Raw genomic sequence first — 24,051 nt, 5'->3', positions numbered from 1 at the left:
CAGGGCATTTTGCCGATCCTTTACTATGGATCCTCGACCGTCCGACCCTTCCGAAAGGTGTGAGCGTCCGCCCATGGGCGAGCCCCCCAGTAGTCGATACCGCCGACATCGCGCGGTCCTCCTGCCCCTGCCCGATCATGGGACGGAGGTGAACCGATGACCGAAGTGCTCCTGCTCCTCGTGGCGCTCCTGCTGGCCCTCGCCTGCGGTGCCTTCGTCGCGGCCGAGTTCTCGCTGACCACGGTGGAGCGCGGCGACCTCGAACGGGCCGTCGAGCGGGGTGAACGGGGTGCGGCGGGAGCTCTCAAGGCCGTACGCAGCCTCACCTACCAGCTCTCCGGCGCCCAGCTCGGCATCACCGTCACCAACCTGATCGTGGGCATGCTCTCCGAGCCGTCCATCTCCAAGCTGATCCGGGGCCCGGTGGAGGCGACCGGGCTGTCGCCCGGCGTGTCCTCCTCACTGGCCCTCGTGATCGGCACCGCGCTGTCCACGGTGGTCCTGATGGTCGTCGGTGAGCTCGTCCCGAAGAACTGGGCGATCTCCTCCCCGCTGGCCGTGGCCCGGACGGTCGCCGCGCCGCAGCGCGCGTTCACCGCCGTCTTCCGGCCTTTCATCAGCCACCTGAACAACACCGCCAACCGGATCGTGCGCCGCTTCGGCCTGGAGCCGGCCGAGGAGCTGGCGTCCGCGCGCAGCCCGCAGGAGCTGGTCGCCCTGGCCCGCCACTCCGCCAAGGAGGGCGCGCTCGAGGCGGACACCGCCGAGCTCTTCGTACGCACGCTCAACCTGTCCGAACTGACCGCGGAGAACGTGATGACCCCCCGCGTCCAGGTCACCGCCCTCGAGGTGCAGGCGACCGCCGAGGACGTCGCGAACGCCACCCGGGCCACCGGACTCTCCCGGTTCCCGGTCTACCGGGGCAGCCTGGACACGGTCGTCGGCGTCGCGCACATCAAGGACGTGCTGGCGATCCCCGCCGACCAGCGGCCCCGCAAGCGGGTGTCGGACATGCTGCGCGAGCCGCTGCTCGTGCCCGAGACGCTGACCGTGGACCGCCTGCTGGACAGGCTCTCCGGAAAGCTGGCCATGGCCGTCGTCATCGACGAGTACGGCGGCACGGCGGGAGTCGTGACGCTGGAGGACATCGTGGAGGAAGTCGTCGGCGAGGTGCGGGACGAGCACGACCCGCACGAGACACCCGACCTGGCGGCGGCCGGCGAGGACGCGGACGGCCGCACCCTGTGGTCCGCCGACGGGGCGGCCCGCACGGACCAGCTCCGCACCATCGGACTGCGGGTCCCGGACGGGCCCTACGAGACGCTGGCCGGTCTGATCGCCACGGAGGTCGGCCGCATCCCGGTGGTCGGCGACTCCGTGGAGCTCACGGGGTGGCGCATCGACGTGGTCGACGCCTCGGGGCACCGCGCCGCGCGTGCGCTGCTGCACGCGCCGCTTCCCGGCAGCGACGAGCCGGCGGAGGACGAACGATGATCGCCGTCCAGCTCTTCATCGGCCTGCTGACCCTGGTCGTCAACGCGTTCTTCGTCGGCGCGGAGTTCGCGCTGATCTCCGTACGCCGCAGTCAGATCGAGCCCGAGGCCGAAGCCGGCAACCGGCGGGCCCGCAGCGTCATCTGGGGCCTCGAACACGTGTCGGCGCTCCTCGCGGCGGCGCAGCTGGGCATCACCCTCTGCACGCTGGTCCTGGGTATCGTCGCCGAGCCCGCCATCGCCCATCTGCTGGAGCCCGTCTTCGACGGGGTGGGGGTGCCGCACGGACTGGTGCACCCGATCTCCTTCGTCATCGCCCTGACCGTGGCGACGTACCTGCACATGCTGCTGGGCGAGATGGTGCCGAAGAACATCGCGCTGGCCGAGCCCGCGCGTACCGCCCTGCTGCTCGGTCCGCCCCTGGTGACCCTCGCCAGGGCGCTGAAGCCGGTGATCTTCGCGATCAACGCCTTCGCGAACACGCTGCTCAAGCTGTTGCGGGTGGAGACCAAGGACGAGGTCTCCGCGACCTTCTCCGACGACGAACTGGCACGCCTCGTCAAGGACGCCGAGGACTCGGGACTCGTCGACGACCGTTCGGCGGACCGTCTGCGCCACGCGCTGGAGCTGGGCCGCCGCCCGGTCCGGGACGTGCTCCTTCCGGTCGACCGGGTGCTGTACACCCGGGTCGGCACGACGCCGGAGGAGTTGGAGCGGCTCTCGCACGAGTCCGGCTTCTCGCGGTTCCCGGTGATGGACAGCGAGCAGCGCATCATCGGATACCTCCATGTGAAGGACGCCCTGGACGCCATGCCGCGCGACGTGCCGTTCCCGGTGACGGCCCTGCGGCCGATCGCCCGGGTGCGGGCGGCGACACCGCTGGACGACGTACTGACGGCGCTGCGGCGCAGCCGTACGCACCTGGCGGCCGTACTCGACGAGGACGGCCGGCTGGCGGGCATGATCACGATGGAGGACGTCCTGCGTGAGCTGGTGGGCAGGCCGCAGGCCCGCTGACGCACGCTCCCGGTGACAGGGACGCAGGGAGTACGGAGGGAGGGGCGCGGCCCGGTGCCGCGCCCCTCCTTCGTGCCTCCTTCGCGCCTCCCCGTCGCACCGCTCCCTCGCACTCCGGTGGCCGCTGCGGACGGGGTGCGTCGCGGTACGATCAACAACGCCATGGAATTGAATGCCTCCTACACCAGTTTCGTCGCGGTCGGCGACTCCTTCACCGAGGGCATGTCGGATCTGCTGCCCGACGGGTCCTACCGCGGCTGGGCGGACGTCCTCGCCGCCCGCCTCGCCGCCCGTACGCCGGGTGGGCCCGGCGCACCCGGTTTCCGGTACGCCAATCTCGCCGTACGGGGAAAGCTCATCGGCCAGATCGTGGACGAGCAGGTGCCGATCGCCGCGGCGCTGCAGCCGGACGTGATCACGCTCGTGGGCGGCCTCAACGACACCCTGCGGCCGAAGTGCGACATGGGCATGGTCCGTGGCCGGCTGGAGGAGGCGGTGGAACGCCTCGCACCCTCCTGCAAGACGCTGGTGCTGATGCGCAGCCCCGGCCGGAACGGCCCGGTGATGGAACGCTTCCGTCCGCGCATGGAGGAGCTGTTCTCGCTGGTCGGTGATCTCGCCGAGCGCCATGGCGCGGTGGTGACCGACCTGTACGGGGCGGCGTCGCTGGGAGACCCCCGGATGTGGGACGTGGACCGGCTGCACCTGACGGCCGAGGGGCATCGCAGGGTCGCGGAGGCGGTCTGGCAGACGCTGGGGCTGCCCGCGGAGAGTGACTGGCAGAAGCCGATGCCGGAGTCGGCACCGGCGCGATGGGCACAGCGACGGATCGACGACGTCCGGTTCGCCCGGCAGCATCTGCTGCCCTGGATCGGCCGGCGCCTGACCGGGCGTTCGTCCGGCGACGGCCGGGCCGGCGCGCAGTTCGACGCGGGGCTGGGGAAGGCGTTCTGGATCACACCGGAGGACGTGGCGGAGCCCGGTCCGGTGACCGGGTGGCGCCGGTTGGACGGCTGACGGGCCTGCGCCGTGCTCCGTGGGCGGCCATCCTGCTGACCGCCTGACCGCCTGACCGGCTCGCGTCGGCCGGACGGCCGAGATTGCTCCCGCCTGCGGGTCGGCGCGAGTTGAGACGGCTTCGACAGTTCCGCTGTGGGACGTCGGGCTGATGCGACAGGATGGGTGTCCCTCGCACAGGGACACCCTGGGCACCGGAACGGGGAGTTCCCATGAGCGGCGCATCTGACGTCCAAGGCCCGGCGGAGACGTTCGACACCAGCACGCCGCACTCGGCGAGGGTCTGGAACTACTGGCTGGGCGGCAGGGACAACTACGACGCGGACCGCCGGCTGGGCGCGACGATGGCGGAGCTCTATCCGCAGATCATCGACATCGCCCGCGCCTCCCGCCGCTTCCAGGCCAGGGCTGTGCGCTATCTGGCCGAGGAGGCCGGGATCCGGCAGTTCCTCGACCTCGGCACGGGCCTGCCGACGGCGGACGCGACGCATGAGGTCGCGCAGGCCGTCGCCCCCACGGCCCGCGTCGTCTACGTGGACCACGACCCGATCGTGCTGGCCCACGCCCGTGCCTTGCTGACCAGCAGCCCCGAAGGCGCCACGGACTACGTACACGCGGATCTGCGCGACACCGGAACCGTGCTCCGGGCGGCCGCCTCGACGCTGGACCTCGACCGGCCGGTGGCGCTGATGGTGCTCTCCACTCTGGGACATGTCGCCGACGACGGTGAGGCCGCCGCCCTGCTGCGCGGCTACCTCGACGCGGTCCCCTCCGGGAGTTACCTGATGCTGTGCGACACCATCGAGACCGAGGAGACCGCGGCGGCTTCCGACGAGTACGCCGACGGCGGCGCGATGCCCTACATCTCGCGGCCCCGGCAGACCGTGCGCTCCTTCGCGGACGGCCTCGATCTCGTCGAACCGGGATTCGGGTCGATCAGCCTGTGGCGCCCGGAGGAGCCTGTGACGGGCGAGCCCGTGGACCAGTGGGGCTTCGTGGCCGCCAAGCCCTGAAGGACAGGGGCGGGCCAGTCGCGGCCCCTGGGCCCTTGGGGCCTCGGGCTGGTGCGTGTTCCGACAGTGGCGCGCCGTCCGCCGGGGTCACCGGCTCCGTGCCCAGGCGCGCGCTGCCTCCGCATCCTGGGTGGCCGTCGTCGGACAGCCCCAGAGTGTGTCGCTGCTGTGGATCGCCTTGGCCCGTTCCTCCGGGATGTCGGCCGGCGCCACGAAGGCGAGGCCCCGGCAGTGGGCCGTCAGACCGGGGCGGAGCTCCTTGAGGGCGCGGATGCGGTCGGTGGCGGGGGCGCCGGCGGGGCGTTCCTCCGGCGAGGGCATCACCAGGACGGCGACGAACGGGGCGGCCTGTTCGGTGAGGGTGCGCAGTTCACGCAGGATCAGATCCTGGGCCTCGGGTATGGGCAGCGCGGCCACATCGATCTCGTGAACCGCTGTCACACGCGACTGTGCCTCTCGTGCATCCATGGGGGCGAGTGTAGAGGAATTAGCGACCAGTGGTCACTAATATGACCGGCAGACGGCTCGAGAAGCGGCGGGTTGGAGCGCGGCGGGGCCGACAGCGCGGGTTCCTGCCGCGCCTCGCACCGCCTGGGCCTGCCGCCCTTCCCACTGCTCCTTCGTGATCTCGTACCGCACACCCCCGTGCTCGGAACCCTCCACCGCCATCATGTCGTCGGGCGTGGGGATGCTCTCCGCGAGCGTCATGCCGAGCTTCTCCATCACGTTGCGCGACGCGCCGTTCACGGTCATCGTCTCGGCCCAGACCATGCGGATGCCGAGCGCGGCGAACCCCTTGGTCAGCAGCGCCTGCGAGACCTCCGTGGCGTAGCCCCGGCCCCAGGCCGCCTGACGCAGGCGGTAGCCGAGTTCGGCCTCCTCGCGCGGGCCGCTGCGCAGTGGACGCAGGCAGAACCAGCCGATGAACGCGCCGCCGTCCTTCTCGTACGCGGCGAACAGGCCGAGCTGGTGATCCCAGCGCTCGTAGCCGGCGAGCATGCTGGGGATGACCAGGTCGCGGACCTCCTCCGGCGGGGTCGAAGCACCGCCGGTCAGGTAGCGCATCACCGCCGGGTCGCTGTCCAGCTCGATCAGCAGGTCCGCATCAGCGGTGGCGAAGGGGCGCAGGATCAGGCCGCTCGGACTCGAGGTAGGCGGTCACGGCAGGATGATGGCCGAGACGGGTCGGACGGTCCACGATTTTTCGGGCCGCTTGGGTCACCGGGCGGGCACTGGAGACGCGAGCCGCAGCGTGGAACAGACGGCCTGCACGTCACGGCCGAGGACCCGGTTCCATCGCTCCCCGAATCGATAGCCTTGCCGCGATGACCACGAAGGCGAAGAACACGGCCACGAACGGGCCCGGGCGGCCCGCGCGCCTCAGTCGCGAACTGATCGTCGAGGCCGCGCTGCGGAGTGACATGGAGACGCTCACCATGCGGAAGCTGGCGTCCCGCCTCGGGGTGTCGCACTCGTCGCTGTACCGGTGGGTGGCCGATCGGGACGGCGTGCTCGATCTGGTGAGTGAGGTCATGGTCGAGCGGCTGCTGCCCGAGGGAGAGCCGGGGCCCGGCGACTGGCGGGAGTGGCTGGCGCGGCTCGCCCGTTCGATGCGGGACGAGTTCCTGACCGTACCGGGGTACGCCGCTCATGTCGCTCGCCCGCACCGGCACCACCCGGAGTCGTTCGGGCGACTGCGGGAGCGGGCCGTCGCGGCGTTCCGGGCTGCCGGTGCGGGACAGGAGGACGCCGAGCTGAGCTGGCAGGTGTTCGGGGTCGGGGTGGTGCGGTGGCTGGCGGCCGCCGGGAGCGGACCCGAAGAGCCGCCGTTCGAGGCGTTCCTCGAGACCTTGCTTCGCGGGCTTCCTGTCCGTACCGGTCAAGGCGGGCAGTCGGTCGTGTCCCCTCCGGGCGGACCGCACGAGAAGTCCGGCAGCAGCGGTGCGGCGGGGGCGTGACAGGGGGTACGACGGAGGGGTGACGCATATCCCCTGACCTGGAGGTTCCTACAGTCCGTGGACGGTTCGGAACCCGTAGGGACGCCCGGTAAACTTCGGACACGTGACTGCTGTGTCTGCGAAGCCTCGCATCCCCAATGTCCTGGCCGGCCGCTATGCCTCTACGGAGCTGGCCGTCCTCTGGTCCCCCGAGCAGAAGGTGAAGCTGGAACGTCAGCTGTGGCTGGCGGTGCTGCGCGCTCAGAAGGACCTCGGGATCGAGGTGCCCGACGCCGCGCTTGCCGACTACGAGCGCGTGATCGACCAGGTCGACCTCGCCTCGATCGCCGAGCGAGAGAAGGTCACCCGGCACGATGTGAAGGCCCGGATCGAGGAGTTCAACGCCCTCGCCGGCCATGAGCAGGTCCACAAGGGCATGACCTCCCGGGACCTCACCGAGAACGTCGAGCAGTTGCAGATCCGGCTCTCGCTGGAGCTGATGCGCGACCGCACGGTGGCGGTTCTGGCGCGGCTCGGCAAGCTGGCCGGGGAGTACGGCGAGCTGGTCATGGCGGGCCGTTCGCACAACGTCGCCGCGCAGGCGACGACCCTGGGCAAGCGCTTCGCCACCGCCGCGGACGAACTGCTCGTGGCGTACGGCCGGCTGGAGGACCTGCTGGGCCGCTACCCGCTGCGTGGCATCAAGGGACCCGTCGGCACGGCGCAGGACATGCTGGACCTGCTCGGCGGCGACGCGGACAAGCTCGCCGACCTGGAGCAGCGTGTCGCCACGCACCTCGGCTTCGCGCACGCCTTCACCTCCGTCGGGCAGGTCTACCCCCGCTCCCTCGACTACGACGTCGTCACCGCGCTGGTCCAGCTGGCCGCCGCGCCCTCGTCGGTCGCCAAGACGATCCGGCTGATGGCCGGGCACGAGCTGGTGACCGAGGGCTTCAAGCCGGGCCAGGTCGGCTCGTCCGCCATGCCGCACAAGATGAACACGCGCTCCTGCGAGCGGGTCAACGGCCTGATGGTGATCCTGCGCGGCTACGCGTCGATGACGGGCGAGCTGGCGGGTGACCAGTGGAACGAGGGTGATGTGTCCTGCTCCGTGGTCCGCCGGGTGGCGCTGCCGGACGCCTTCTTCGCGTTCGACGGTCTGCTGGAGACGTTCCTCACCGTGCTCGACGAGTTCGGCGCGTTCCCCGCGGTCGTGGCGCGTGAGCTGGACCGTTACCTCCCCTTCCTCGCCACGACGAAGGTGCTGATGGGCGCGGTACGGGCCGGGGTCGGCCGCGAGGTCGCGCACGAGGCCATCAAGGAGAACGCGGTCGCCTCGGCGCTCGCGATGCGGGAGCAGGGTGCCGAGCGCAACCAGCTGCTGGACAAGCTGGCCGCCGACGAGCGCATCCCGCTCGACCGAGCCCAGCTCGATGCCCTGATGGCGGACAAGCTCTCGTTCACCGGTGCCGCGGGCGATCAGGTCGCCGTACTGGTGTCCAGGATCGAGGAGATTGCCAAGCAGCACCCGGAAGCCGCGGCGTACGCCCCCGGCTCCATCCTCTGACGGCCGGCTCACTCGCCGGATGACCCCCGAAGAGCTACTGGCCGCCCGCGACCGCGTCGTCCCCGACGTGGTCGCGGGCGGCCTGCGTGTGCTGTTCTGCGGAATCAACCCGAGCCTCATGACCGCTGCCACGGGGCACCATTTCGCCCACCCCGGCAACCGGTTCTGGCCGGTGCTGCACCGGTCGGGCTTCACCGCGCGGCAGCTGAAACCCTCGGAGCAGGACCAGCTCCTGGAGTACGGCCTGGGCATCACCAACGTGGTGGCCCGAGCCACGGCACGGGCGGACGAGCTGAGCACGGAGGAATTCCGTGAGGGCGGAGAAGTGCTGTCGGCCAAGGTGGAGCGACTGAACCCCCTCTGGCTGGCGGTCGTGGGGGTCACCGCCTATCGCACCGCCTTCGGCGACCGGCGCGCGCGGATCGGCCCGCAGGAGCGGACGATCGGCGGCGCCCGCGTCTGGGCGCTGCCCAACCCGAGTGGGCTGAACGCGCACTGGACCGTGAGCACCATGGCGGACGAGTACGCCCGTCTGTCGGCAGCGGTCGACGGGACCGCCCCTCGACAGGCCCGGACATAGATCCGCGTCCGGTCTCCGGCCAGTACGAACGGCGCCGCGCGCTGAGCCGTTCTCAGGGCGGGTCTATCACCGTGACCACCACGCCCAACTCGCAGCCCGGACCGTCCTCCTCCAGGTAGAGCACTACTGCTATCCACCTGTCATCCGCCCGCCAGAGCTGAAGATGCCCGCAACTCGCGACGGGGTCGGCCCATGGTTCGGCGATCACCTCCCCCGCCATCATCCGTTCCTGTGCGCTCCACAGGCTGACCAGCTGCGGTTCCCCCCAGCGCAGCGTGAGCAGCGCGAGCAGGGCGTCGTGTTCCGCCAGGCGTTGCGCCCGGAGTTCGAGGCGGTCCGCCTCGTCTCCGTCCTCGCGGTCGTCCTCGCCGAGGAGGAGCGCCGTGTGGTAGCCAGGTCCGCTGATTCCCGAGCCCGACGGACCGCGCTCCGGGGGAAAGTCCTCGGTGCGCATCCCGTCGATGAGGCGGAGGTGATGTGCGGTGGTCATACCGTCAGTAAACCTCCCCGCACTGACACATGGCGTTTCGCCGGGTCTTTCCCTCCCTCCGCTCAGGCGTCCCTCGTCCGGAGGGCCCACCAGCCGGCGAGCAGGGCGGCCCCGGCCCAACCGGCGGTCACCGCCAGGCCCGTCCACGGGCCGAGGCTGCCCTCCGGGTTCTGATGGAGCACTGCTTGGCCTGCCTGGTCGGGCAGATACCGGGCGATGTCTCCAGCGACGTCCCCTACGACGAAGGAGACGATCAGCAGGAAGGGAATGAGCGTACTGAGCACGGCGACGGCGCTGCGCAGCACTGCCGTCAGACCTGCGGCGAACAGGGCGATGAGCGCGAGGTAGACACCACCGCCGAACGAGGCGCGGAGCGCTCCGGGGTCCCCCAGACCTATCGCGTACTCTCCCATGAACATCTGCCCCACCAGGAAGGTGGCGAAGCTGGTGACCAGCCCCATGACGAGCGCCAGTCCACCGACCATCGACACCTTGGCTCCGTAGAGGAGACCCCGTCGGGGGACGGCCGAGAAGGATATGCGCAGAGCGCCGTTCAGGAACTCCGAGGACAGAGCCGTGGCCCCGAAGCATATGGCCGCGATCTGACCGAAGTTCAGCGCGTAGAAGGCGGAGAACAGGGGCTCGTAGTCGGGACTGTCGGCCTCCGCCTGCCCCACGGTGGCGAACGCGAGCACCGTGACGGCGAGCGTGGCGGCGCATATCGCCATCAGTGAGAACGATACGGACCGCACCGATCTGATCTTGATCCATTCGGAGTGCAGTACCGCCGTCGTCGACGTGTTCACGCGGGTCGGACCTCCTGGTGTGCGGTGGGCGACGAAGCGGCTGCGAACTGGGCCTCGTCCGTGGTGAGGGTGAGATACGCCTCTTCCAAGGTCGTGTGCAGATCGGTGAGTTCCAGCAGGGGGATGTTGGACGCAGCGGCTGCGGCTCCGACTTCTTCCGCCTTGGCCCCGTCGACGATCCAGCCCCCGTCGTCCTCCTGCACCGGCATGAATCCCCTGCGCATCAGGACCTGGCAGAGCCGAGCGGCCTCGCTGGTGCGGAACCGGACGCCGGGCCGGGTCTGGGAGTCGAGGAATTCCCGCATGGGCAGATCGGCGAGGAGCCGTCCCCTCCCGAGGACGATCAGGTGGTCGGCGAACGAGGAGGTCTCGTTCATCAAGTGGCTGGAGACCAGGACGGTGCGGCCCTCGCGTGCCATGCCGCGCATCAGCTCACGGATCCAGATGATGCCTTCCGGATCCAGCCCGTTCGACGGTTCGTCGAGCATCACCACGTCCGGCTCTCCGAGGAGCGCGGCCGCGATTCCGAGGCGTTGCCGCATCCCGAGGGAGAACGTCTTGATCCTCCGTCTCGCGACCGCCGCCAGCCCCGTCTCCTCCAGAACCTCGTCGGCCCTGGTGCCGGCTATGCCGTTGCTCACCGCGAGCGCGAGCAAGTGGTCACGTGCGGTGCGCGATCCGTGAGCCGCTTGGGCATCGAGCAGAGCCCCGACCCGGCGCAGCGGGTTGCGCAGCGAGGTGTACGGCACTCCGCCGATGGTGGCGCTGCCGGCCGTGGGCCGGTCCAGGCCGAGGACGAGTCGCATGGTGGTGGACTTGCCCGCGCCGTTGGGGCCGAGAAAGCCGGTCACGCGGCCCGGCCTCACGCTGAACGTGAGCTGGTCCACGGCGCGTGTGGGCCCGTAGTCCTTGGTCAGTCCGTGGACGTCGATACTGGTCATGGGCCAAGCCTGGCTCCCGGCCATCGTCTGTGGCCTCCCCCGGCAGGGTGGTTGGTCTCCCTCGCTCGGGGGAGCCGCCAGCCGCCCCACGCTGAGACGATGGCGGCATGCGCCACTTCCTGCGGCCGTTGGCCGCGCCCGTCACGTACAGCCGCTGGCTGCATCTGCTCATTCCGGCGGCGGGCGTCAGCGTGTGGATGTTCATCGCCATCGACACACCATGGGTGCCGATGCCCTTCGTGTTCGCGGTGCCGGCCGGGCTCCTGCCCTCGATCCGCCTCGTGGAAGGGATACAAGCGCAGCTTCTCCTCACGCCCGGGGAACGCGGCCGGCCGGACCCCTCGATCTCCTCCACCCCCGCGGAGACATGGGCCGACCGCTGGCGCACCGTGGCCTGGCTCGAGGTCAGGCTGCTGCTCACCGTCGCGGCGGGTTTCGCCACCGTGTGGCTGCCGACCACCACGTTCGACCTCATCGGTGTCGCGGCCGGTGCGGATCCAAGCGTGAACTGGCTGACGGACTTCCTCGGTGTGCGGTGGCTGTGTGCTCTGCTCGCACCCCTGCCGATTCTCCTATTGCTCGGGTGGGTCATCCTGTGCGGTGAGGTGGCCACGGCTGCCGCGCGCGGGCTCCTGGGACCGTCACCCACCGAGCGGTTGACCACCTTGGAGGAGCGCACCGAACAACTGCTGGAGCGTAACCGGATAGCGCGTGAGCTCCATGATTCGATCGGCCACGCGCTGACGGTGGCGGTGGTGCAGGCGGGGGCCGCCAGGACGGCGGGCAACCCGGAGTTCACGGCACGTGCCCTCGCCGCCATCGAGGAGACGGGGCGCACCGCGCTGGACGATCTGGAGCGTGTCCTGAGCGTGTTGAGGGAGTCGCCCGACCGTCCCGTCGGATCGCGCCCCACCCTGGTGGAGGCCGACCGGCTGCTGGATTCGGCCCGCGGCTCCGGAGTGAAGCTGGACGTCGAGATGACCGGGCCACTGGACCTGGTGCCCGGCCCGGTGTCCCGCGAGGGCTACCGGATCCTGCAGGAGTCGCTCACCAATGTGCTGCGTCACGCCGGCGCCGTTCCCGTACGGGTGAGGATCGCCGTGGCGCAGGAAAGGCTGGAGCTCGAAGTGACCAACCCTCTTGCGGCGTCCTCCCGTGGCCCGGGAAGCGGCAGCGGGCTGCGAGGTGTGCGGGAGCGGGCGGCTCTGCTGGGCGGCAGGGCCAGAACCGGCCCCCACGAAGGGGAATGGATCGTGTCGGCGACCCTTCCGCTGGACCGCATACCCTGACCGGATGCCGGTTACCGTACTTCTGGTCGACGACGAACCTCTGGTGCGCGCAGGACTCCGCGCGGTCCTGGAAGCACAGGACGACATCGAGGTGGTGGGCGAGGCCGCGGACGGTGCGGCAGTGATCCCTCTCGTCAATCGCCTCCGGCCCGATGTCGTGGCCATGGACGTGCGTATGCCGCTGATGGACGGTATCGAGGCGACCAGGGTGGTGCTGCGCACTGTTGCCGATCCGCCGAAGATCCTGGTGGTCACCACGTTCGAGAACGACGAGTACGTGTACGAGGCGCTGCGGGCCGGGGCGGACGGTTTTCTGCTCAAGCGGGCCCGGCCCGCGGAGATCGTCCACGCGGTGAGGCTGGTGGCGGAGGGCGAGTCCCTGCTGTTCCCCGCCGCGGTCCGGCAGCTCGCCGCGAACTACGGGACGAGCAAGGCGCGGGAGGCGATGGACCGGGCGGCGCTCACCGACCGCGAAGCGGCGGTACTCCGTCTGATGGCCCGGGGCCGTTCCAACGCGGAGATCGCCGCCGAGCTCGTCGTGGGGGTGGAGACCGTGAAGACACATGTCAGCTCGGTGCTGGCGAAGTTGGCGGCCAGGGATCGCACACAGGCGGTGATCGCGGCCTACGAGTCCGGCTTCGTCGCCCCACGCTGACCGGGGCCGCTGTCCGCTCCGGAAACGGTTCCGGTTGCCGGTCTCCGGTTGCCGGTCGCCGAGGCCGGGGCCAGCGAGTACGATCCGGCAGACATGGGCACGACCTGGGAGGACACACGGTGGGCCGGCTGACCGGTGGGGACCCGTCTCTGCTGCGGAGGATCAATTCCGCGGTGGTGCTGCACGCCCTGCGAGGGGCGGATTCGCCCACGCTCACGGACCTGACCCGGATCACCGGCCTGTCGCGTCCCACGGTCGAAGGTGTCGTGGAGGGGCTCATCGGGGCGGGCCTGGTGGTGGAGACTCTGCCCGACGACAGCGGGGCCCGGCGCCAGGGGCGGCCCGCCCGGCGGTTCAGGTTCCGTGCGGAGGCCGGGTACCTGCTGGGCATCGAGATCGGGCCGCACCGGGTCTCGGCCCTGCTGTCCGGACTGGACGGCCGGATCGTCGGCGCGGGTTCACGGGACGTCTCCGAGACCGCCTGCGCGGATGACAGGCTCGACCAGGTCAGGGGCATGATCGCCGATGTGCTGCGGCGCACCGGGGTACAGCGGAGCAGCCTGCGGGCGGTCGGGGTCGGAAGCCCCGGCATCGTGGAGGCCGACGGCACGGTGCGGCTGGGCACGGCGCTGCCGGACTGGACCGGTCTCGCGCTGGGCGAAAGGCTCCGGCGTTCCTTCCGGTGCCCCGTCCTGGTGGAGAACGACGCCAACGCCGCCGCCGTCGCCGAACATTGGAAGGGCGCCGCGACCGATTCCGATGACATCGTCTTCGTCCTGGCGGGCCTGAGTCCCGGTGCAGGGTCGCTGATCGGCGGCCGGCTGCACCGTGGGTTCGGCGGCGCCGCCGGGGAGATCGGCGCGCTGCACCTCCTCGGCCGCGATGTCACACCGGAACACCTGCTCTCCACGACGGACACCCCGCTCGACCCCCTCGACGAGCACGCCGTCGCCGCGGTCTTCGCCAAGGCCAAGCATGGCGACGCCGGGGCGCAGGCCGCCGTCGCCCGGTTCATCCAGCGGCTCGTGCACGATGTCGCGGCGCTGGTGCTGGCACTCGATCCGGAGCTCGTGGTGATCGGTGGCTGGGCGGCGGGACTGGACGGAGTTCTCGATCCGCTCCGCGACGAACTCGCCCGATACTGCCTGCGGCCGCCCCGGGTGACCCTGTCGCTCCTCGGGGAGGCGGCCGTCGCCACCGGCGCGCTGCGGCTGGCGCTCGACCACGTCGAGGAACAGCTCTTCGCCGTGGACGGCACGGTGACGGCCCGCCGCTGAGAGCGACGGGCCGCAGGGCTCCGGTAGGCGGGAGCCTCAGGGTGTGAGGGTCCGCGAGGCCGTGGAAAGCGAGGCCTGCGCGGGTTCGTTCACGAGGCCTTGCGCTCCTGATCGTCGTGGCTGATCTCCAGCGCGCCGGAATCCCCGAAGGTGAGCCGGCAGGTGTCGGCCCTGTACGTGGCGACGGAGACCGCCGCGGTGCCGGCGGCGGCCAGGTACCGGGTGGTGACCACGAGGACCGGGGCCCCGGGGAGCCTGTCGAGTTCCTTGGCGTCGTCCGCGCGGGCCGAACCGAGCTCGACCGAGCGGTCCTGCCCGTCCAGGTCGAGGCGGTGCAGTTCCCTCAGGACCCCACGCGCCCTGGCGGGCCCGGACGCCGCCTCGATGGCGGAGAGTTCGGGCACGGACGACGTCGGTACGTACACCAGCTCCGCCGCGACGGCCTGACCCTGGGCGACACGGATGCGTCGCACCACGTGCACGGACTCCCCGGCCTCCGTGCCGAGCATGGCGGCGACCGCGGCGGGAGCGGTGTCGACGGTGCACCCGACGGGCTGCCAGGCCTCGTCGGTGTCGCCTCCCGCCCAGCCGTGCTGTGCGGTGGCGACGGCCACGCCCACCCGGGGCGGGGCGACGGTCGTGCCCACACCGCGCCGTCGCTGGAGCCTTCCTTCGAGTTCGAGCTGCTCCAGCGCCTGACGGAGCGTGGCCCGGGCGACGCCGAAGCGCGCCGCGAGGTCCCGCTCGTTGGGCAGGACCTCTCCGACCGCGAAGTCCGAGTCGAGTGCCTCACTGAGCACGGTCTTGAGGTGCCAGTACTTCGGCTCCTGCACCGATTCCAGCTGCGTGGTCCCCACCCTGTCCTCCGCATCCGCCGGTGGCTTGTTTTCCGCGACGTTATTTATTAAAGGTTCCTGCCTTATCGTTCAGACCTTAGGGCGGCGAACCACCTTGGTCAAGACCAATCCCCGAGACCAATCCTCGTCCGTCACGCAGCGGAACGGCGTCCTGCCGCAGAGCGTTCACGGGACGTTCGCGCGGCCGTGAGCCACGGCAACACGAAGCCCCACGGCCGTTGGCGACCATGGGGCTCGTGGGCGGGGTGTGGGCCGGAGGCCCTAACCGAGGTGCAGACCGGTCAGCTTGTCCGGGTTGCGGTGGATGTAGACGCAGCGGATCACGCCGTCGCCGACCTCCGCCTGGAAGACGGCGTCCACCGCGCCGTCCACGCTGAACACCAGAGCGGGGCTGCCGTTGAGCTCCGCGATCCGCACCTCCGTACGGGGCGACCGCTCACCGCTCACCGCGATGAGGAAGCGGCCGACCTTGTCGGCGGTCTCGATGATCCGCCTCGGCGCCTTCGCCTTGCCTCCGCTGTCGCTGACGAGGCGCACGTCGGGTGCCAGCAGGGCGAGCAGTTGCTCCAGGTCGCCGCCCGAAGCGGCGACGAGAAAGCGCTCGGTGAGATCGCGCTGCACCGCCGGATCCACGTCGTACCGGGGCTTGCGCTCCTCCACATGACGCTTGGCCCGGCCGGCGAGCTGCCGTACCGCGGCCTCGGACCGGTCCAGGGCGGCACCGATCTCCGCGTACGGGAAGCCGAAGGCCTCGCGCAGGACGAAGACGGCACGTTCCAGCGGAGAGAGGCTTTCCAGCACGACCAGTACGGCGAGGGACACGGAGTCGGCGAGCACCGCGCGCTCCGCTGAGTCGGGGACGGCCGGGCCGAATTCGGTGACCACGGGTTCGGGCAGCCACGGTCCCACGTACGCCTCGCGCCGGGACTTCAGGTGGCGCAGCCGGTCGATGGCCAGACGCGTGGTGATCCGTACGAGGAAGGCCCTCGGCTCCCGCACGTCCTCCCGCTCCGCCGACGACCAGCGCAGCCAGGCCTCCTGCACGACGTCCTCGGCGTCGGCGACGCGGCCGAGCATGCGGTAGGCCACCCCGGTGAGGAAGGGCCGGTGTTCTTCGAAGAGCTCGGTCACGGTGTCGGCAGTCACTTTTCCATCCCAGCCGACGCGCCCGAGGGTGTCCAGCGGGAATCGCGCTCGCCCTTGAACTCCAGGCTACCCGGCGGTAATCATGGGTGCGGGAGCTGACGGGGCGTGCCGAGGCGTCTCGTTCCGTCCGCGCCTCGCCGCCCGGCAGGACCGTCCCGAGGAGCAGCATGGCCACCACGGTTTCGTTCGCAGTCGGCTCTCCGGCAGGGCGTCGTACGGTCGATGTGTCGTACGAGCGGTCCGGTTCGGGCGAGCCGCTGGTGCTGCTGCACGGCATAGGCCACCACCGTCAGGCGTGGGATCCGGTCCTGCGCATCCTGGCGCTCGAACGGGACGTCATAGCGGTGGACCTGCCCGGATTCGGCGCGTCACCGGCGCTCCCCCAGGGGCTCACGCATGACCTGGGGACCATGGTCCCGGTGCTCGGCGCGCTCTTCGACGCGCTCGGCGTCGTACGGCCGCATGTGGCGGGCAATTCCCTGGGCGGTCTGCTGGCACTGGAGTTGGGCCGTGAGGGGCTCGTACGGTCGGTGACGGCGCTCTCCCCCGCCGGGTTCTGGACGCGGAGCGAGCGCCGCTACGCCTTCGGAGTGCTGCGGGCGATGCGCGGGGCGGCGCTCTCGATGCCGATGCCGGTGATCGAGCGGCTCTCCCGGAGCTCATCCGGACGAACGGTGCTGACCAGCACCATCTACGCGCGCCCCGGCCGCCGTTCACCGGGCGCGGTCGTGTCGGAGACGGTCGCCCTGCGCGAGGCCACGGGTTTCCGGGAGACTCTCGACGCGGGCCGGGCCGTGGAGTTCACCGACGACGTACCGGACGTTCCCGTCAGCATCGCCTGGGGCAGCAAGGACCGTCTGCTCGTACCCCGGCAGGGCGTCAGGGCCAAGCGGGCGATACCGGGGGCGCGGCTCGTGCGCCTTCCCGGCTGCGGCCACGTCCCGATGAACGACGACCCCGCCGCCGTGGCGCGCGTCATCCTCGACACGAGCCGCCGTCCTGCCGCTGCCTCCGCCCCGGCGCAGCACGCCTGAGCCCAGCGCCACCCCCAGGCCGACCAGAAGGCTTCCCGCGCCCTGGCTCACGCCGTACGTCCCCGTGCCGGCCAGTGGTGCGGTCAGCGCGGCCGAGACGGGGATCAGCCCGGAGAAGAGCGTGGCGCGCTCGGCCCCGATCCGCCGCATCCCGCTGTACCAGCACACGAAGCCGATGACGGTGACCACGGCCGCCTGCCAGAGCAGCGCGAGGGCCTCCCCCGCCGTGGGCACCCGCAGGAAGCCGCCGCCGTCGAGCAGGACACCGAGCAGCACGGATTCCGCGGCGGCCACGGCGCACACGGTCGCCGACAGGAGTTTCGGTCCGAGCGGGCGCAGCACCGGCACGGCGAGGACCGCGAAGCCGACCTCCCCGCCCAGGGCGCCCACCGAGTAGAGGACACCCGCCAGGTCGGTGCGGCCCCAGCCCTGGACGGTGAACGCGCCGACGGCCACGAGACCGGCCGCGTACAGGACGGCCCGGGCGGGGCGGCGCCCTTCCAGGGCGGGCACGAGGACGCCGACGACGATGGGGGCGCAGCCGACGAGCACGCCCGGTACCGCGGGTTCCGCCGTGCGTTCCGCGGCCAGGACCGCCAGGTTGAAGCCGACCATCCCGATCGCGGCGAGGGCGGCCAGGCGGCCCCACTGCCCTCGGGTGAGGGCCTTCAGGGCGACGGCGGGCCGGGGCCCGCCGGAGGGCAGGAGCGGCAGGAGGAGCAGGACGGCCAGCCCGTACCGCAGTGCCTGGCCGCCCGCGTACGGATAGTCGCCGAGGACGCTGTTCGCCGTGAAGGAGGCGCCCACGAGGGTGCAGGCGAAGGCCGCGAGGAGGGCCCCGCGCAAGGGAGTTGCGTTCATGAGGGCGACGCTAGGCCGGTGACCGGTCCCGTTTAAGGTCCACTTCCATGACGTCTTCGGGGACCAATCCGACCGGTCCGGCCGTTCCTCCGCCCGTCCCGCCGGCCACCTCGCAATCCGGCCCGCCCTCGCGCGACGGCAGCGCGCAGGACGGCAACGCCTCCGCCGCCTGGGAACTGCTGCTTCCCGCCGCCTCCGCCCCCGCCCGCCGGCGAGGACGCGCGCTCCGGTCGGCGCTCCGCGACGCCGTGCGTTCGGGCCGGCTGCCGGCCGGCACCCGACTGCCCGCCAGCCGGCAACTCGCCGCCGATCTCGGGGTGTCACGCGGCCTGGTGACGGAGGCGTACGAGCAGCTGACGGCGGAGAGTTACCTCCGCGCCGACCGGGGGTCGGGCACCTGGGTGAGCGGTGCGGTACGTCCCGCCGCCCGGGGGGCACGGGATCTGTCACCGCGTGCGCCGGGGGCGCGGGTGGACTTCCGTCCGGGCACCCCGGACCTCGCCCTCTTCCCCCGGACCGCCTGGGCCGCGACTCATCGGACGGTCCTGGACCGGCTGCCGCACAGCTCCCTCGGTTACCCGGATCCGCGCGGTCTGCCTGAGCTGCGGGTGGCGCTGGCCGCCCTCCTCACCAGGCGCCGCGGTGTCGTGGCGGATCCTGAGCGGCTGGTGGTGTGTTCGGGAGTGGCCCAGGCGACGACGCTGCTGGGGTTCGTCCTGCGCGAGCGTGGCGCCGAATCGGTCGGTGTCGAGGACCCCGGAAGCCCCGAGCACGCCTCGCTGTTCGCCTCCACCGGCCTGACGGCGGTCCCGCTGCCGCTCGACGACGGGGGGCTGGCGGTCGGACCGCTGCTGCGCTCCGGCGTGCGCGCCGTGGTCACGACCCCGGCCCACCAGTTCCCCACCGGCATCGCGTACTCCTCCGAGCGGCGCGGTGAACTGCTCGACTGGGCCCGGCGCACCTCCGGGGTGATCATGGAGGACGACTACGACGGCGACTTCCGCTACGACCGGGCGCCGGTCGGGGCGCTGCAGGGTCTGGACCCGGAGCGCGTCGTGTACACCGGCTCGGTCAGCAAGTCCCTCGCTCCGGGGCTGCGGCTCGGCTGGCTCATCGCCCCGGCGTCGATGACCGACGACATCGTCGCCCGCAAACGCACGATGGACCTGGGCAATCCGTCGGTCGACCAGGCGGTGCTGGCGGATTTCGTCACCGGCGGCGGCTACGACCGGCAGCTGCGCCGCTGCCAGCGCGCGTACCGGGAGCGCCGCGACGCGATGACGGGGGCGCTGGACGCGCACTTCCCCGGGACGGAGGTCAGTGGGATCGCCGCGGGTCTGCACATCATCGCCCGGCTGCCCGAACGGTTCGGCCCGCAGGAGGAGTTCCTGCGCCGGGCCTCGGCCGCCGGTATCGCGCTGCGCCCGCTGAGCGACTGCACGGTGGACGGGGCGGGGGACGGCACGGTCAGGCTGGTGCTCGGTTACGCGCATCTGGCGCCCGCCGCCATCGACGACGGCGTCCGGCTGCTCGCCGAGGCGGTCCGTGACAGCCCGGGGCACGCCGGCTGAGGGCCCGGGAGGGCCCCGGGAGCGTCCTGCGGGCCGGGGGCACGCGAGGGCGGACCGACCGGTTGTTCATCTGCGGTTGGGGTGCCCGCCGCCGCCGGGGACTAGGCATGGGTCTGCGGTCGGGCCCGTACGTGCCGGCCGTCCGCAGTCAGCCGTACGCCCCGCTGTCCCGGCAGCCGCTCCCGCCCCTGGAGGCGCATCGATGTCGAACCGCCCGCCCGTCCCGGCCCCCGGCCGCCGCACCGTCCTGCGCGGCTCGCTCCTGGTCTCGGCCTCGGTCGCCGTGCCCGCTGCGGTCACCGCCGCCCCCGCGTTCGCCCTGTCGGGCCGGCCGAGCGCGTCGTGGGGCGTGCAGGTCGGCGATGTCACGGCGTCGTCGGCCCTGGTGTGGGTACGTTCGGACCGCCCGGCCCGGATGGTGGTGGAGACCTCCGCGACGGAGTCCTTCCGCCGGGCCCGCACCTGGCACGGCCCGCTGATCGGCGCCCGTACGGACTTCACCGGGACGACCCCGCTGTACGGGCTGCCGGCCGGCGAGCAGGTGCACTACCGGGTCACGCTCGCGGACCCGCACGACCCCCGCCGCACCGGCAAGCCGGTGTACGGGACCTTCCGCACGGCTCCGGCCCGCCGCCGTGACGGGGTGCGGTTCCTCTGGTCCGGGGACATCGCGGGGCAGGGCTGGGGCATCAACCCCGACATCGGCGGCTACCGGGTGTACGACGAGATGCGCCGCCTGGACCCCGACTTCTTCCTGTGCAGCGGCGACAACATCTACGCGGACGGGGTGCTGGAGCCCAGCGTGACGCTCCCCGACGGACGGGTCTGGCGCAACATCACGACCGTGGAGAAGTCGAAGGTCGCCGAGACGCTGGACGAGTACCGGGGGAACTTCCGGTACAACCTGCTCGACGAGAACCTGCGGGCGTTCAACGCGCAGGTCCCCTCCGTCATCCAGTGGGACGACCACGAGGTGCGCAACAACTGGTACCCGGGGCAGATCCTCGACGACGTCCGCTACACCGAGAAGAACGTGGACCTGCTCGCGGCGCGTTCGATGCGGGCGTTCCGCGAGTACTTCCCCGTACCGACGCTGCAGGCGTCGCCGGCCGAGCGGCGCATGCACCGCGTCGTGCGTCATGGTCCGCTGCTCGATCTGTTCGTGCTGGACATGAGGTCCTTCCGCAACGCCAACTCCCCCGGACGGCAGCCCGACGACACCACGGGCATCCTCGGCGCCGAGCAGCTGAGCTGGCTCAAGCGGGAACTGTCGCGGTCGCGTGCCGTGTGGAAGGTGATCGCCGCCGACATGCCGCTGGGGCTGGTCGTTCCGGACGGCGCCACGGACTTCGAGGCGGTGGCCCAGGGCGACCCGGGCGCGCCGCTGGGCCGTGAGCTGCAGATCGCCGAGCTGCTGCGCCACATCAAGCACCGGGGGATCACCGGTACCGTCTGGCTGACGGCGGACGTGCACTACACCTCCGCCCAGCACTACGCCCCCGAGCGCGCGGCCTTCAAGGACTTCGCGCCGTTCTGGGAGTTCGTGTCGGGTCCGCTGGCCGCGGGCAGCTTCCCCGCCAACGCGCTGGACGGCACGTTCGGCCCGGACCGGGTCTTCGTCCGGGCACCGGACCGGCAGAACGTGTCCCCCATGGAACAGCCGCAGTTCTTCGGAGAGGTCGACATCGACGGGGACAGCGGCGAGCTGACCGTACGGCTCCGGGCGCAGGGCGGCACGGTCCTGTTCAGCAAGGTGCTGCAGCCGGGGCGCACCGGCCAGTGATCCATGGGATAACGCCCTGAACGCGACCAGATCCACACGTAACCCATCAGTCACAATGTGTTCGTGATCAGGCAACACCGTTCGGTCACAGTGGATCCATGACTGATGTGACATCCGCGAAGAGTGCCCGCCGTCCGCACCACTGGCGGCGGGACCTGATCGAGCTTGCCGCCCTGTTCACGGCCGTGGCCGTGGCGGACGCGATCGCGAATCTGATCGGGCACCAGCCCGACGGCCCTTATCTGCTCATGGCCTCGGCCGTGGCCCTGGTGGCCACGGCCGCCTTCCACACATGGTGGGCACGACGCCACAGCCACGCACCGCCGCCGGGCACCGATACCGGCACCGGTCCGGAGGCGTCCTCGGTCACGACCGAGGAGGCCGCCGGCACCGTGCTGTGGCGGATGCGGACGACCGTACGGGACGCCCCCGGCACCCTGGCCGCCCTCTGCATCGCCCTGGCGCGGCACCGGATCGACATCCTGACCCTGCAGACCCATCCGCTGGCCGAAGGAACCGTCGACGAGTTCCTGCTGCGGGCGCCCGCGTCGCTGCCGGCCCAGGAGCTCACACGGGAGATCGCCGCCGCCGGCGGTTCCGCCACCTGGATCGAGCGCGCGGACGCCCATGACCTGGTGGACGCGCCCACCCGGGTCCTCGGTCTCGCCACCCGCACGGCCCTGGACGCGGCCGAGCTCCCGCTGGCCCTGCGTCAGCTCCTGGGCCGGTGCACCATCCACTCGCTGCCCGCCCTGTCGATCACGGGCCGTCCCACCGGGGAGAGCGCACCGGTCGAGGGCGTCCTGGAGGACACCGTGATGCGGCTGCGGGATCCGTCGGGCGGTGTCATCACCGTCGAGCGCCCCTACCTCCCGTTCACCCCGACCGAGTTCGCCCGCGCCCGGGCCCTCGTCGAGCTCGACGCGCGGCTCGGCCCGCGCGTGCCGCGCAGCGAGGACGTCCTCACCCTGCCCGAGGGCAACGAGATCACCGTGCGCCGCGCGGACGGCGGCGACCGCGCCGCGGCCCTCGCCATGCACGACCGCTGCTCCGAGCAGACCCTCGGCCTGCGCTACCACGGCCCGGTGCGCGACGCCGACCGGTATCTGGACCACCTGCTGAGTCCCCGCTTCGGCCGCACGCTGGCCGTGCAGACGGCCTCCGGGCGGCTGGTGGCGCTCGGGCACCTGCTCTGGGACGGGGACGAGACCGAGGTCGCCCTCCTCGTCGAGGACGACTGGCAGCGTCGGGGGATCGGTTCCGAACTCCTCGCCCGGCTGGTGGCCCTGGCCGTCGAGGCGGGCTGCGAGAGCGTCTACGCGGTGACCCAGGCCCACAACACGGGGATGGTGGCCGCCATGCGGGCGCTCTCGCTGCCGCTCGACTACCAGATCGAGGAAGGCACCCTGGTCATCACCGCGCGGCTGGCCGCGGCTCCCGCGCAGCAGCTCGCGTCCCGGACGGAACCGCGGCTCGTGCCTCGGGCCGAGCAGTAGGCCGCGCCTCGGGCGCGGCAGCGCCTCCGTCGCCGAGCGCCTGGCAGAGATCCGCCCAGAGGTCCTCGACGTCCTCGAGGCCGACCGACATCCGCAGCAGACGGTCACCGACACCGGCGGCCCTCCGGTCTCCCTCACCCACGATGCGGTGGCTGATGGAGGCCGGATGCTGGATGAGGGTGTCCACGCTGCCGAGACTCACGGCGGGCGTGATCAGCCGGACCCCCGCGATGATGCCGTGGGGGTCCCCGAACACCTCGAAGGACACCATCGCGCCGCCCACCTCCGGGTAGTGCACGCGCGCCACGCGGGGGTCGGCCGAGAGCCTGCGGGCCAGTTCGGCCGCGGAGGCCGAGGCGGCCCGTACGCGTACCGGCAGGGTGGAGAGGCCGCGCAGCAGCAGATAGCCGGCCATCGGGTGCAGCACGCCTCCGGTGGCGAAGCGCACCTGCCGCAGGGTCGCGGCGAACTCCTCGTCGCAGGCCACGACACCGCCCATGACGTCGCCGTGACCGCCGAGGTACTTGGTGGCGCTGTGCAGCACGATCCGCGCCCCCTCCTCGACGGGCCGTTGCAGCACCGGTGTCGCGAAGGTGTTGTCGACGAGGAGCGGCACCGAGCCGCAGGAGTGCGCCACGGCCCGGATGTCGATCTCGGCGAGGGTGGGGTTGGCGGGCGTCTCGACCATCACCAGACCGGTGTCCGGGCGGATCGCGTCGGCGATGCCCGCCGGATCCGTCCAGGTCACCTCGGTGCCCAGCAGTCCGGCGCCCAGGAGGTGGTCGCTGCAGCCGTAGAGCGGGCGCACCGCGACGACATGGCGCAGCCCCAGGCTCGCGCGGGCCAGCAGCACGGCGGTCAGCGCCGCCATCCCGCTGGCGAAGGCGACCGCGTCGTCGGTGCCCTCCAGCCGGGCCAGCGCCGTCTCGAAGCGGCTCGTCGTCGGATTGTCGAGCCGTGCGTACACGGGCGGGCCGTCGGGCCTGGCCCCGGTGGTGGCGAAGGCGTCGATGCGCGCGGCTTCACCCCGTGAGTCGTACGAGGGATAGGTGGTGGAGAGATCGATGGGCGCGGCGTGCAGACCGAGGGAGGCGAGATCGTCGCGTCCGGCGTGCACGGCTTCGGTGGCGAGCGCCCTGGACCGGAAGGAGGGCTGGGATGTCAGCGAAGAGGCTTCGGTGTCCATGTCACCAGCCTGAACAGGAACCGGCCCAGGGTGCC

Annotated in this window: 22 protein-coding genes and 1 pseudogene; 14 read left to right on the top strand and 9 right to left on the bottom strand. The window is 71.6% G+C overall.

Annotation, left to right across the window (positions count from 1 at the left end):
* Window positions 1–156: 156 nt before the first annotated feature.
* The 4 genes from ACZ607_RS10150 to ACZ607_RS10135 all read left to right on the top strand — a co-directional run bounded on the left by ACZ607_RS10150 (window position 157) and on the right by ACZ607_RS10135 (window position 4,540).
* A complete protein-coding gene (locus tag ACZ607_RS10150; protein WP_469733675.1) occupies window positions 157–1,494 on the top strand; it encodes a hemolysin family protein in 1,338 nt (445 codons plus the stop codon).
* Window positions 1,491–2,510, top strand: a complete 1,020-nt coding sequence (locus ACZ607_RS10145; protein WP_469733673.1) for a hemolysin family protein — start codon at window positions 1,491–1,493, stop codon at window positions 2,508–2,510. The genes ACZ607_RS10150 and ACZ607_RS10145 overlap by 4 nt, the downstream gene beginning before the upstream one ends.
* 162 nt (window positions 2,511–2,672) lie before the next feature.
* The gene (locus ACZ607_RS10140; protein ID WP_469733671.1) at window positions 2,673–3,527 is read left to right on the top strand and encodes an SGNH/GDSL hydrolase family protein; all 855 of its coding nucleotides are present in this window, start codon (window positions 2,673–2,675) and stop codon (window positions 3,525–3,527) included.
* A 212-nt stretch (window positions 3,528–3,739) separates the two neighbouring features.
* Entirely contained in the window at window positions 3,740–4,540 is an 801-nt protein-coding gene (locus ACZ607_RS10135; protein ID WP_469733669.1) for an SAM-dependent methyltransferase, read from the top strand.
* An 87-nt stretch (window positions 4,541–4,627) separates the two neighbouring features.
* Here the strand turns inward: ACZ607_RS10135 and ACZ607_RS10130 are convergent, their stop codons facing one another.
* Together ACZ607_RS10130 and ACZ607_RS10125 are read right to left on the bottom strand one after the other, a co-directional pair.
* The gene (locus ACZ607_RS10130) at window positions 4,628–5,008 is read right to left on the bottom strand and encodes a hypothetical protein (RefSeq protein WP_469733667.1); all 381 of its coding nucleotides are present in this window, start codon (window positions 5,006–5,008) and stop codon (window positions 4,628–4,630) included.
* A 36-nt stretch (window positions 5,009–5,044) separates the two neighbouring features.
* On the bottom strand, window positions 5,045–5,668 hold the full coding sequence (locus ACZ607_RS10125) for a GNAT family N-acetyltransferase (RefSeq protein ID WP_469734903.1): 624 nt from the start codon (window positions 5,666–5,668) through the stop codon (window positions 5,045–5,047).
* 197 nt (window positions 5,669–5,865) lie between these two features.
* Here ACZ607_RS10125 and ACZ607_RS10120 point away from each other — a divergent pair, with 197 nt between their 5' ends.
* From ACZ607_RS10120 to mug, 3 genes are all read left to right on the top strand, one after another.
* Window positions 5,866–6,498, top strand: coding sequence for a TetR/AcrR family transcriptional regulator (locus ACZ607_RS10120; RefSeq protein WP_469733665.1), 633 nt, complete (start codon window positions 5,866–5,868; stop codon window positions 6,496–6,498).
* A gap of 103 nt (window positions 6,499–6,601) precedes the next feature.
* Window positions 6,602–8,044 carry an adenylosuccinate lyase gene (purB, locus tag ACZ607_RS10115; RefSeq protein WP_469733663.1) on the top strand — a complete coding sequence of 481 codons (1,443 nt, stop codon included), beginning with the start codon at window positions 6,602–6,604 and terminating at the stop codon, window positions 8,042–8,044.
* Between the two features lie 19 nt (window positions 8,045–8,063).
* A complete protein-coding gene (mug, locus tag ACZ607_RS10110) occupies window positions 8,064–8,624 on the top strand; it encodes a G/U mismatch-specific DNA glycosylase (RefSeq protein ID WP_469733662.1) in 561 nt (186 codons plus the stop codon).
* A 52-nt stretch (window positions 8,625–8,676) separates the two neighbouring features.
* Here the strand turns inward: mug and ACZ607_RS10105 are convergent, their stop codons facing one another.
* From ACZ607_RS10105 to ACZ607_RS10095, 3 genes are all read right to left on the bottom strand, one after another.
* Window positions 8,677–9,114, bottom strand: coding sequence for a hypothetical protein (locus ACZ607_RS10105; protein WP_469733660.1), 438 nt, complete (start codon window positions 9,112–9,114; stop codon window positions 8,677–8,679).
* A gap of 62 nt (window positions 9,115–9,176) precedes the next feature.
* Window positions 9,177–9,920, bottom strand: a complete 744-nt coding sequence (locus ACZ607_RS10100; RefSeq protein WP_469733658.1) for an ABC transporter permease — start codon at window positions 9,918–9,920, stop codon at window positions 9,177–9,179.
* Entirely contained in the window at window positions 9,917–10,861 is a 945-nt protein-coding gene (locus ACZ607_RS10095) for an ABC transporter ATP-binding protein (protein ID WP_469733656.1), read from the bottom strand. The genes ACZ607_RS10100 and ACZ607_RS10095 overlap by 4 nt, the downstream gene beginning before the upstream one ends.
* Before the next feature lie 107 nt (window positions 10,862–10,968).
* Here ACZ607_RS10095 and ACZ607_RS10090 point away from each other — a divergent pair, with 107 nt between their 5' ends.
* The 3 genes from ACZ607_RS10090 (at window position 10,969) to ACZ607_RS10080 (ending at window position 14,082) form a co-directional block, all read left to right on the top strand.
* Window positions 10,969–12,150 (top strand): sensor histidine kinase, encoded by a 1,182-nt coding sequence (locus ACZ607_RS10090; RefSeq protein WP_469733654.1) that lies wholly within the window; start codon window positions 10,969–10,971, stop codon window positions 12,148–12,150.
* A 4-nt stretch (window positions 12,151–12,154) separates the two neighbouring features.
* Complete coding sequence (locus ACZ607_RS10085; RefSeq protein ID WP_469733652.1) at window positions 12,155–12,805, top strand: response regulator transcription factor; 651 nt, start codon at window positions 12,155–12,157, stop codon at window positions 12,803–12,805.
* Window positions 12,806–12,924: 119 nt separating this feature from the next.
* Window positions 12,925–14,082, top strand: coding sequence for an ROK family transcriptional regulator (locus tag ACZ607_RS10080; RefSeq protein WP_469733650.1), 1,158 nt, complete (start codon window positions 12,925–12,927; stop codon window positions 14,080–14,082).
* An 89-nt stretch (window positions 14,083–14,171) separates the two neighbouring features.
* Here the strand turns inward: ACZ607_RS10080 and ACZ607_RS10075 are convergent, their stop codons facing one another.
* Window positions 14,172–14,939 carry a GntR family transcriptional regulator gene (locus ACZ607_RS10075; RefSeq protein WP_469733648.1) on the bottom strand — a complete coding sequence of 256 codons (768 nt, stop codon included), beginning with the start codon at window positions 14,937–14,939 and terminating at the stop codon, window positions 14,172–14,174.
* A gap of 261 nt (window positions 14,940–15,200) precedes the next feature.
* A complete protein-coding gene (locus ACZ607_RS10070; protein ID WP_469733646.1) occupies window positions 15,201–16,085 on the bottom strand; it encodes an RNA polymerase sigma-70 factor in 885 nt (294 codons plus the stop codon).
* A 167-nt stretch (window positions 16,086–16,252) separates the two neighbouring features.
* Between ACZ607_RS10070 and ACZ607_RS10065 the strand changes: the two genes are divergently transcribed.
* Complete coding sequence (locus ACZ607_RS10065; RefSeq protein WP_469733644.1) at window positions 16,253–17,119, top strand: alpha/beta fold hydrolase; 867 nt, start codon at window positions 16,253–16,255, stop codon at window positions 17,117–17,119.
* 15 nt (window positions 17,120–17,134) lie between these two features.
* On the opposite strand, the pseudogene ACZ607_RS10060 reads toward ACZ607_RS10065, so the two are convergent.
* Window positions 17,135–17,734: pseudogene (locus ACZ607_RS10060) on the bottom strand (EamA family transporter); the annotation flags it as partial.
* A 293-nt stretch (window positions 17,735–18,027) separates the two neighbouring features.
* Here ACZ607_RS10060 and pdxR point away from each other — a divergent pair.
* The 3 genes from pdxR (at window position 18,028) to ACZ607_RS10045 (ending at window position 22,830) form a co-directional block, all read left to right on the top strand.
* A complete protein-coding gene (gene pdxR / locus ACZ607_RS10055) occupies window positions 18,028–19,551 on the top strand; it encodes a MocR-like pyridoxine biosynthesis transcription factor PdxR (RefSeq protein ID WP_469733642.1) in 1,524 nt (507 codons plus the stop codon).
* Between the two features lie 202 nt (window positions 19,552–19,753).
* Window positions 19,754–21,334 carry an alkaline phosphatase D family protein gene (locus ACZ607_RS10050; protein ID WP_469733640.1) on the top strand — a complete coding sequence of 527 codons (1,581 nt, stop codon included), beginning with the start codon at window positions 19,754–19,756 and terminating at the stop codon, window positions 21,332–21,334.
* Between the two features lie 107 nt (window positions 21,335–21,441).
* The gene (locus ACZ607_RS10045; protein WP_469734902.1) at window positions 21,442–22,830 is read left to right on the top strand and encodes a GNAT family N-acetyltransferase; all 1,389 of its coding nucleotides are present in this window, start codon (window positions 21,442–21,444) and stop codon (window positions 22,828–22,830) included.
* Here ACZ607_RS10045 and ACZ607_RS10040 read toward each other — a convergent pair.
* The gene (locus ACZ607_RS10040; protein WP_469733638.1) at window positions 22,748–24,016 is read right to left on the bottom strand and encodes a trans-sulfuration enzyme family protein; all 1,269 of its coding nucleotides are present in this window, start codon (window positions 24,014–24,016) and stop codon (window positions 22,748–22,750) included. The genes ACZ607_RS10045 and ACZ607_RS10040 overlap by 83 nt on opposite strands.
* Between the last annotated feature and the right edge of the window lie 35 nt (window positions 24,017–24,051).

It is taken from the genome of Streptomyces sp. NPDC104381 (assembly GCF_055583745.1).
This window is presented reverse-complemented; position numbering and strand designations above follow the sequence as displayed.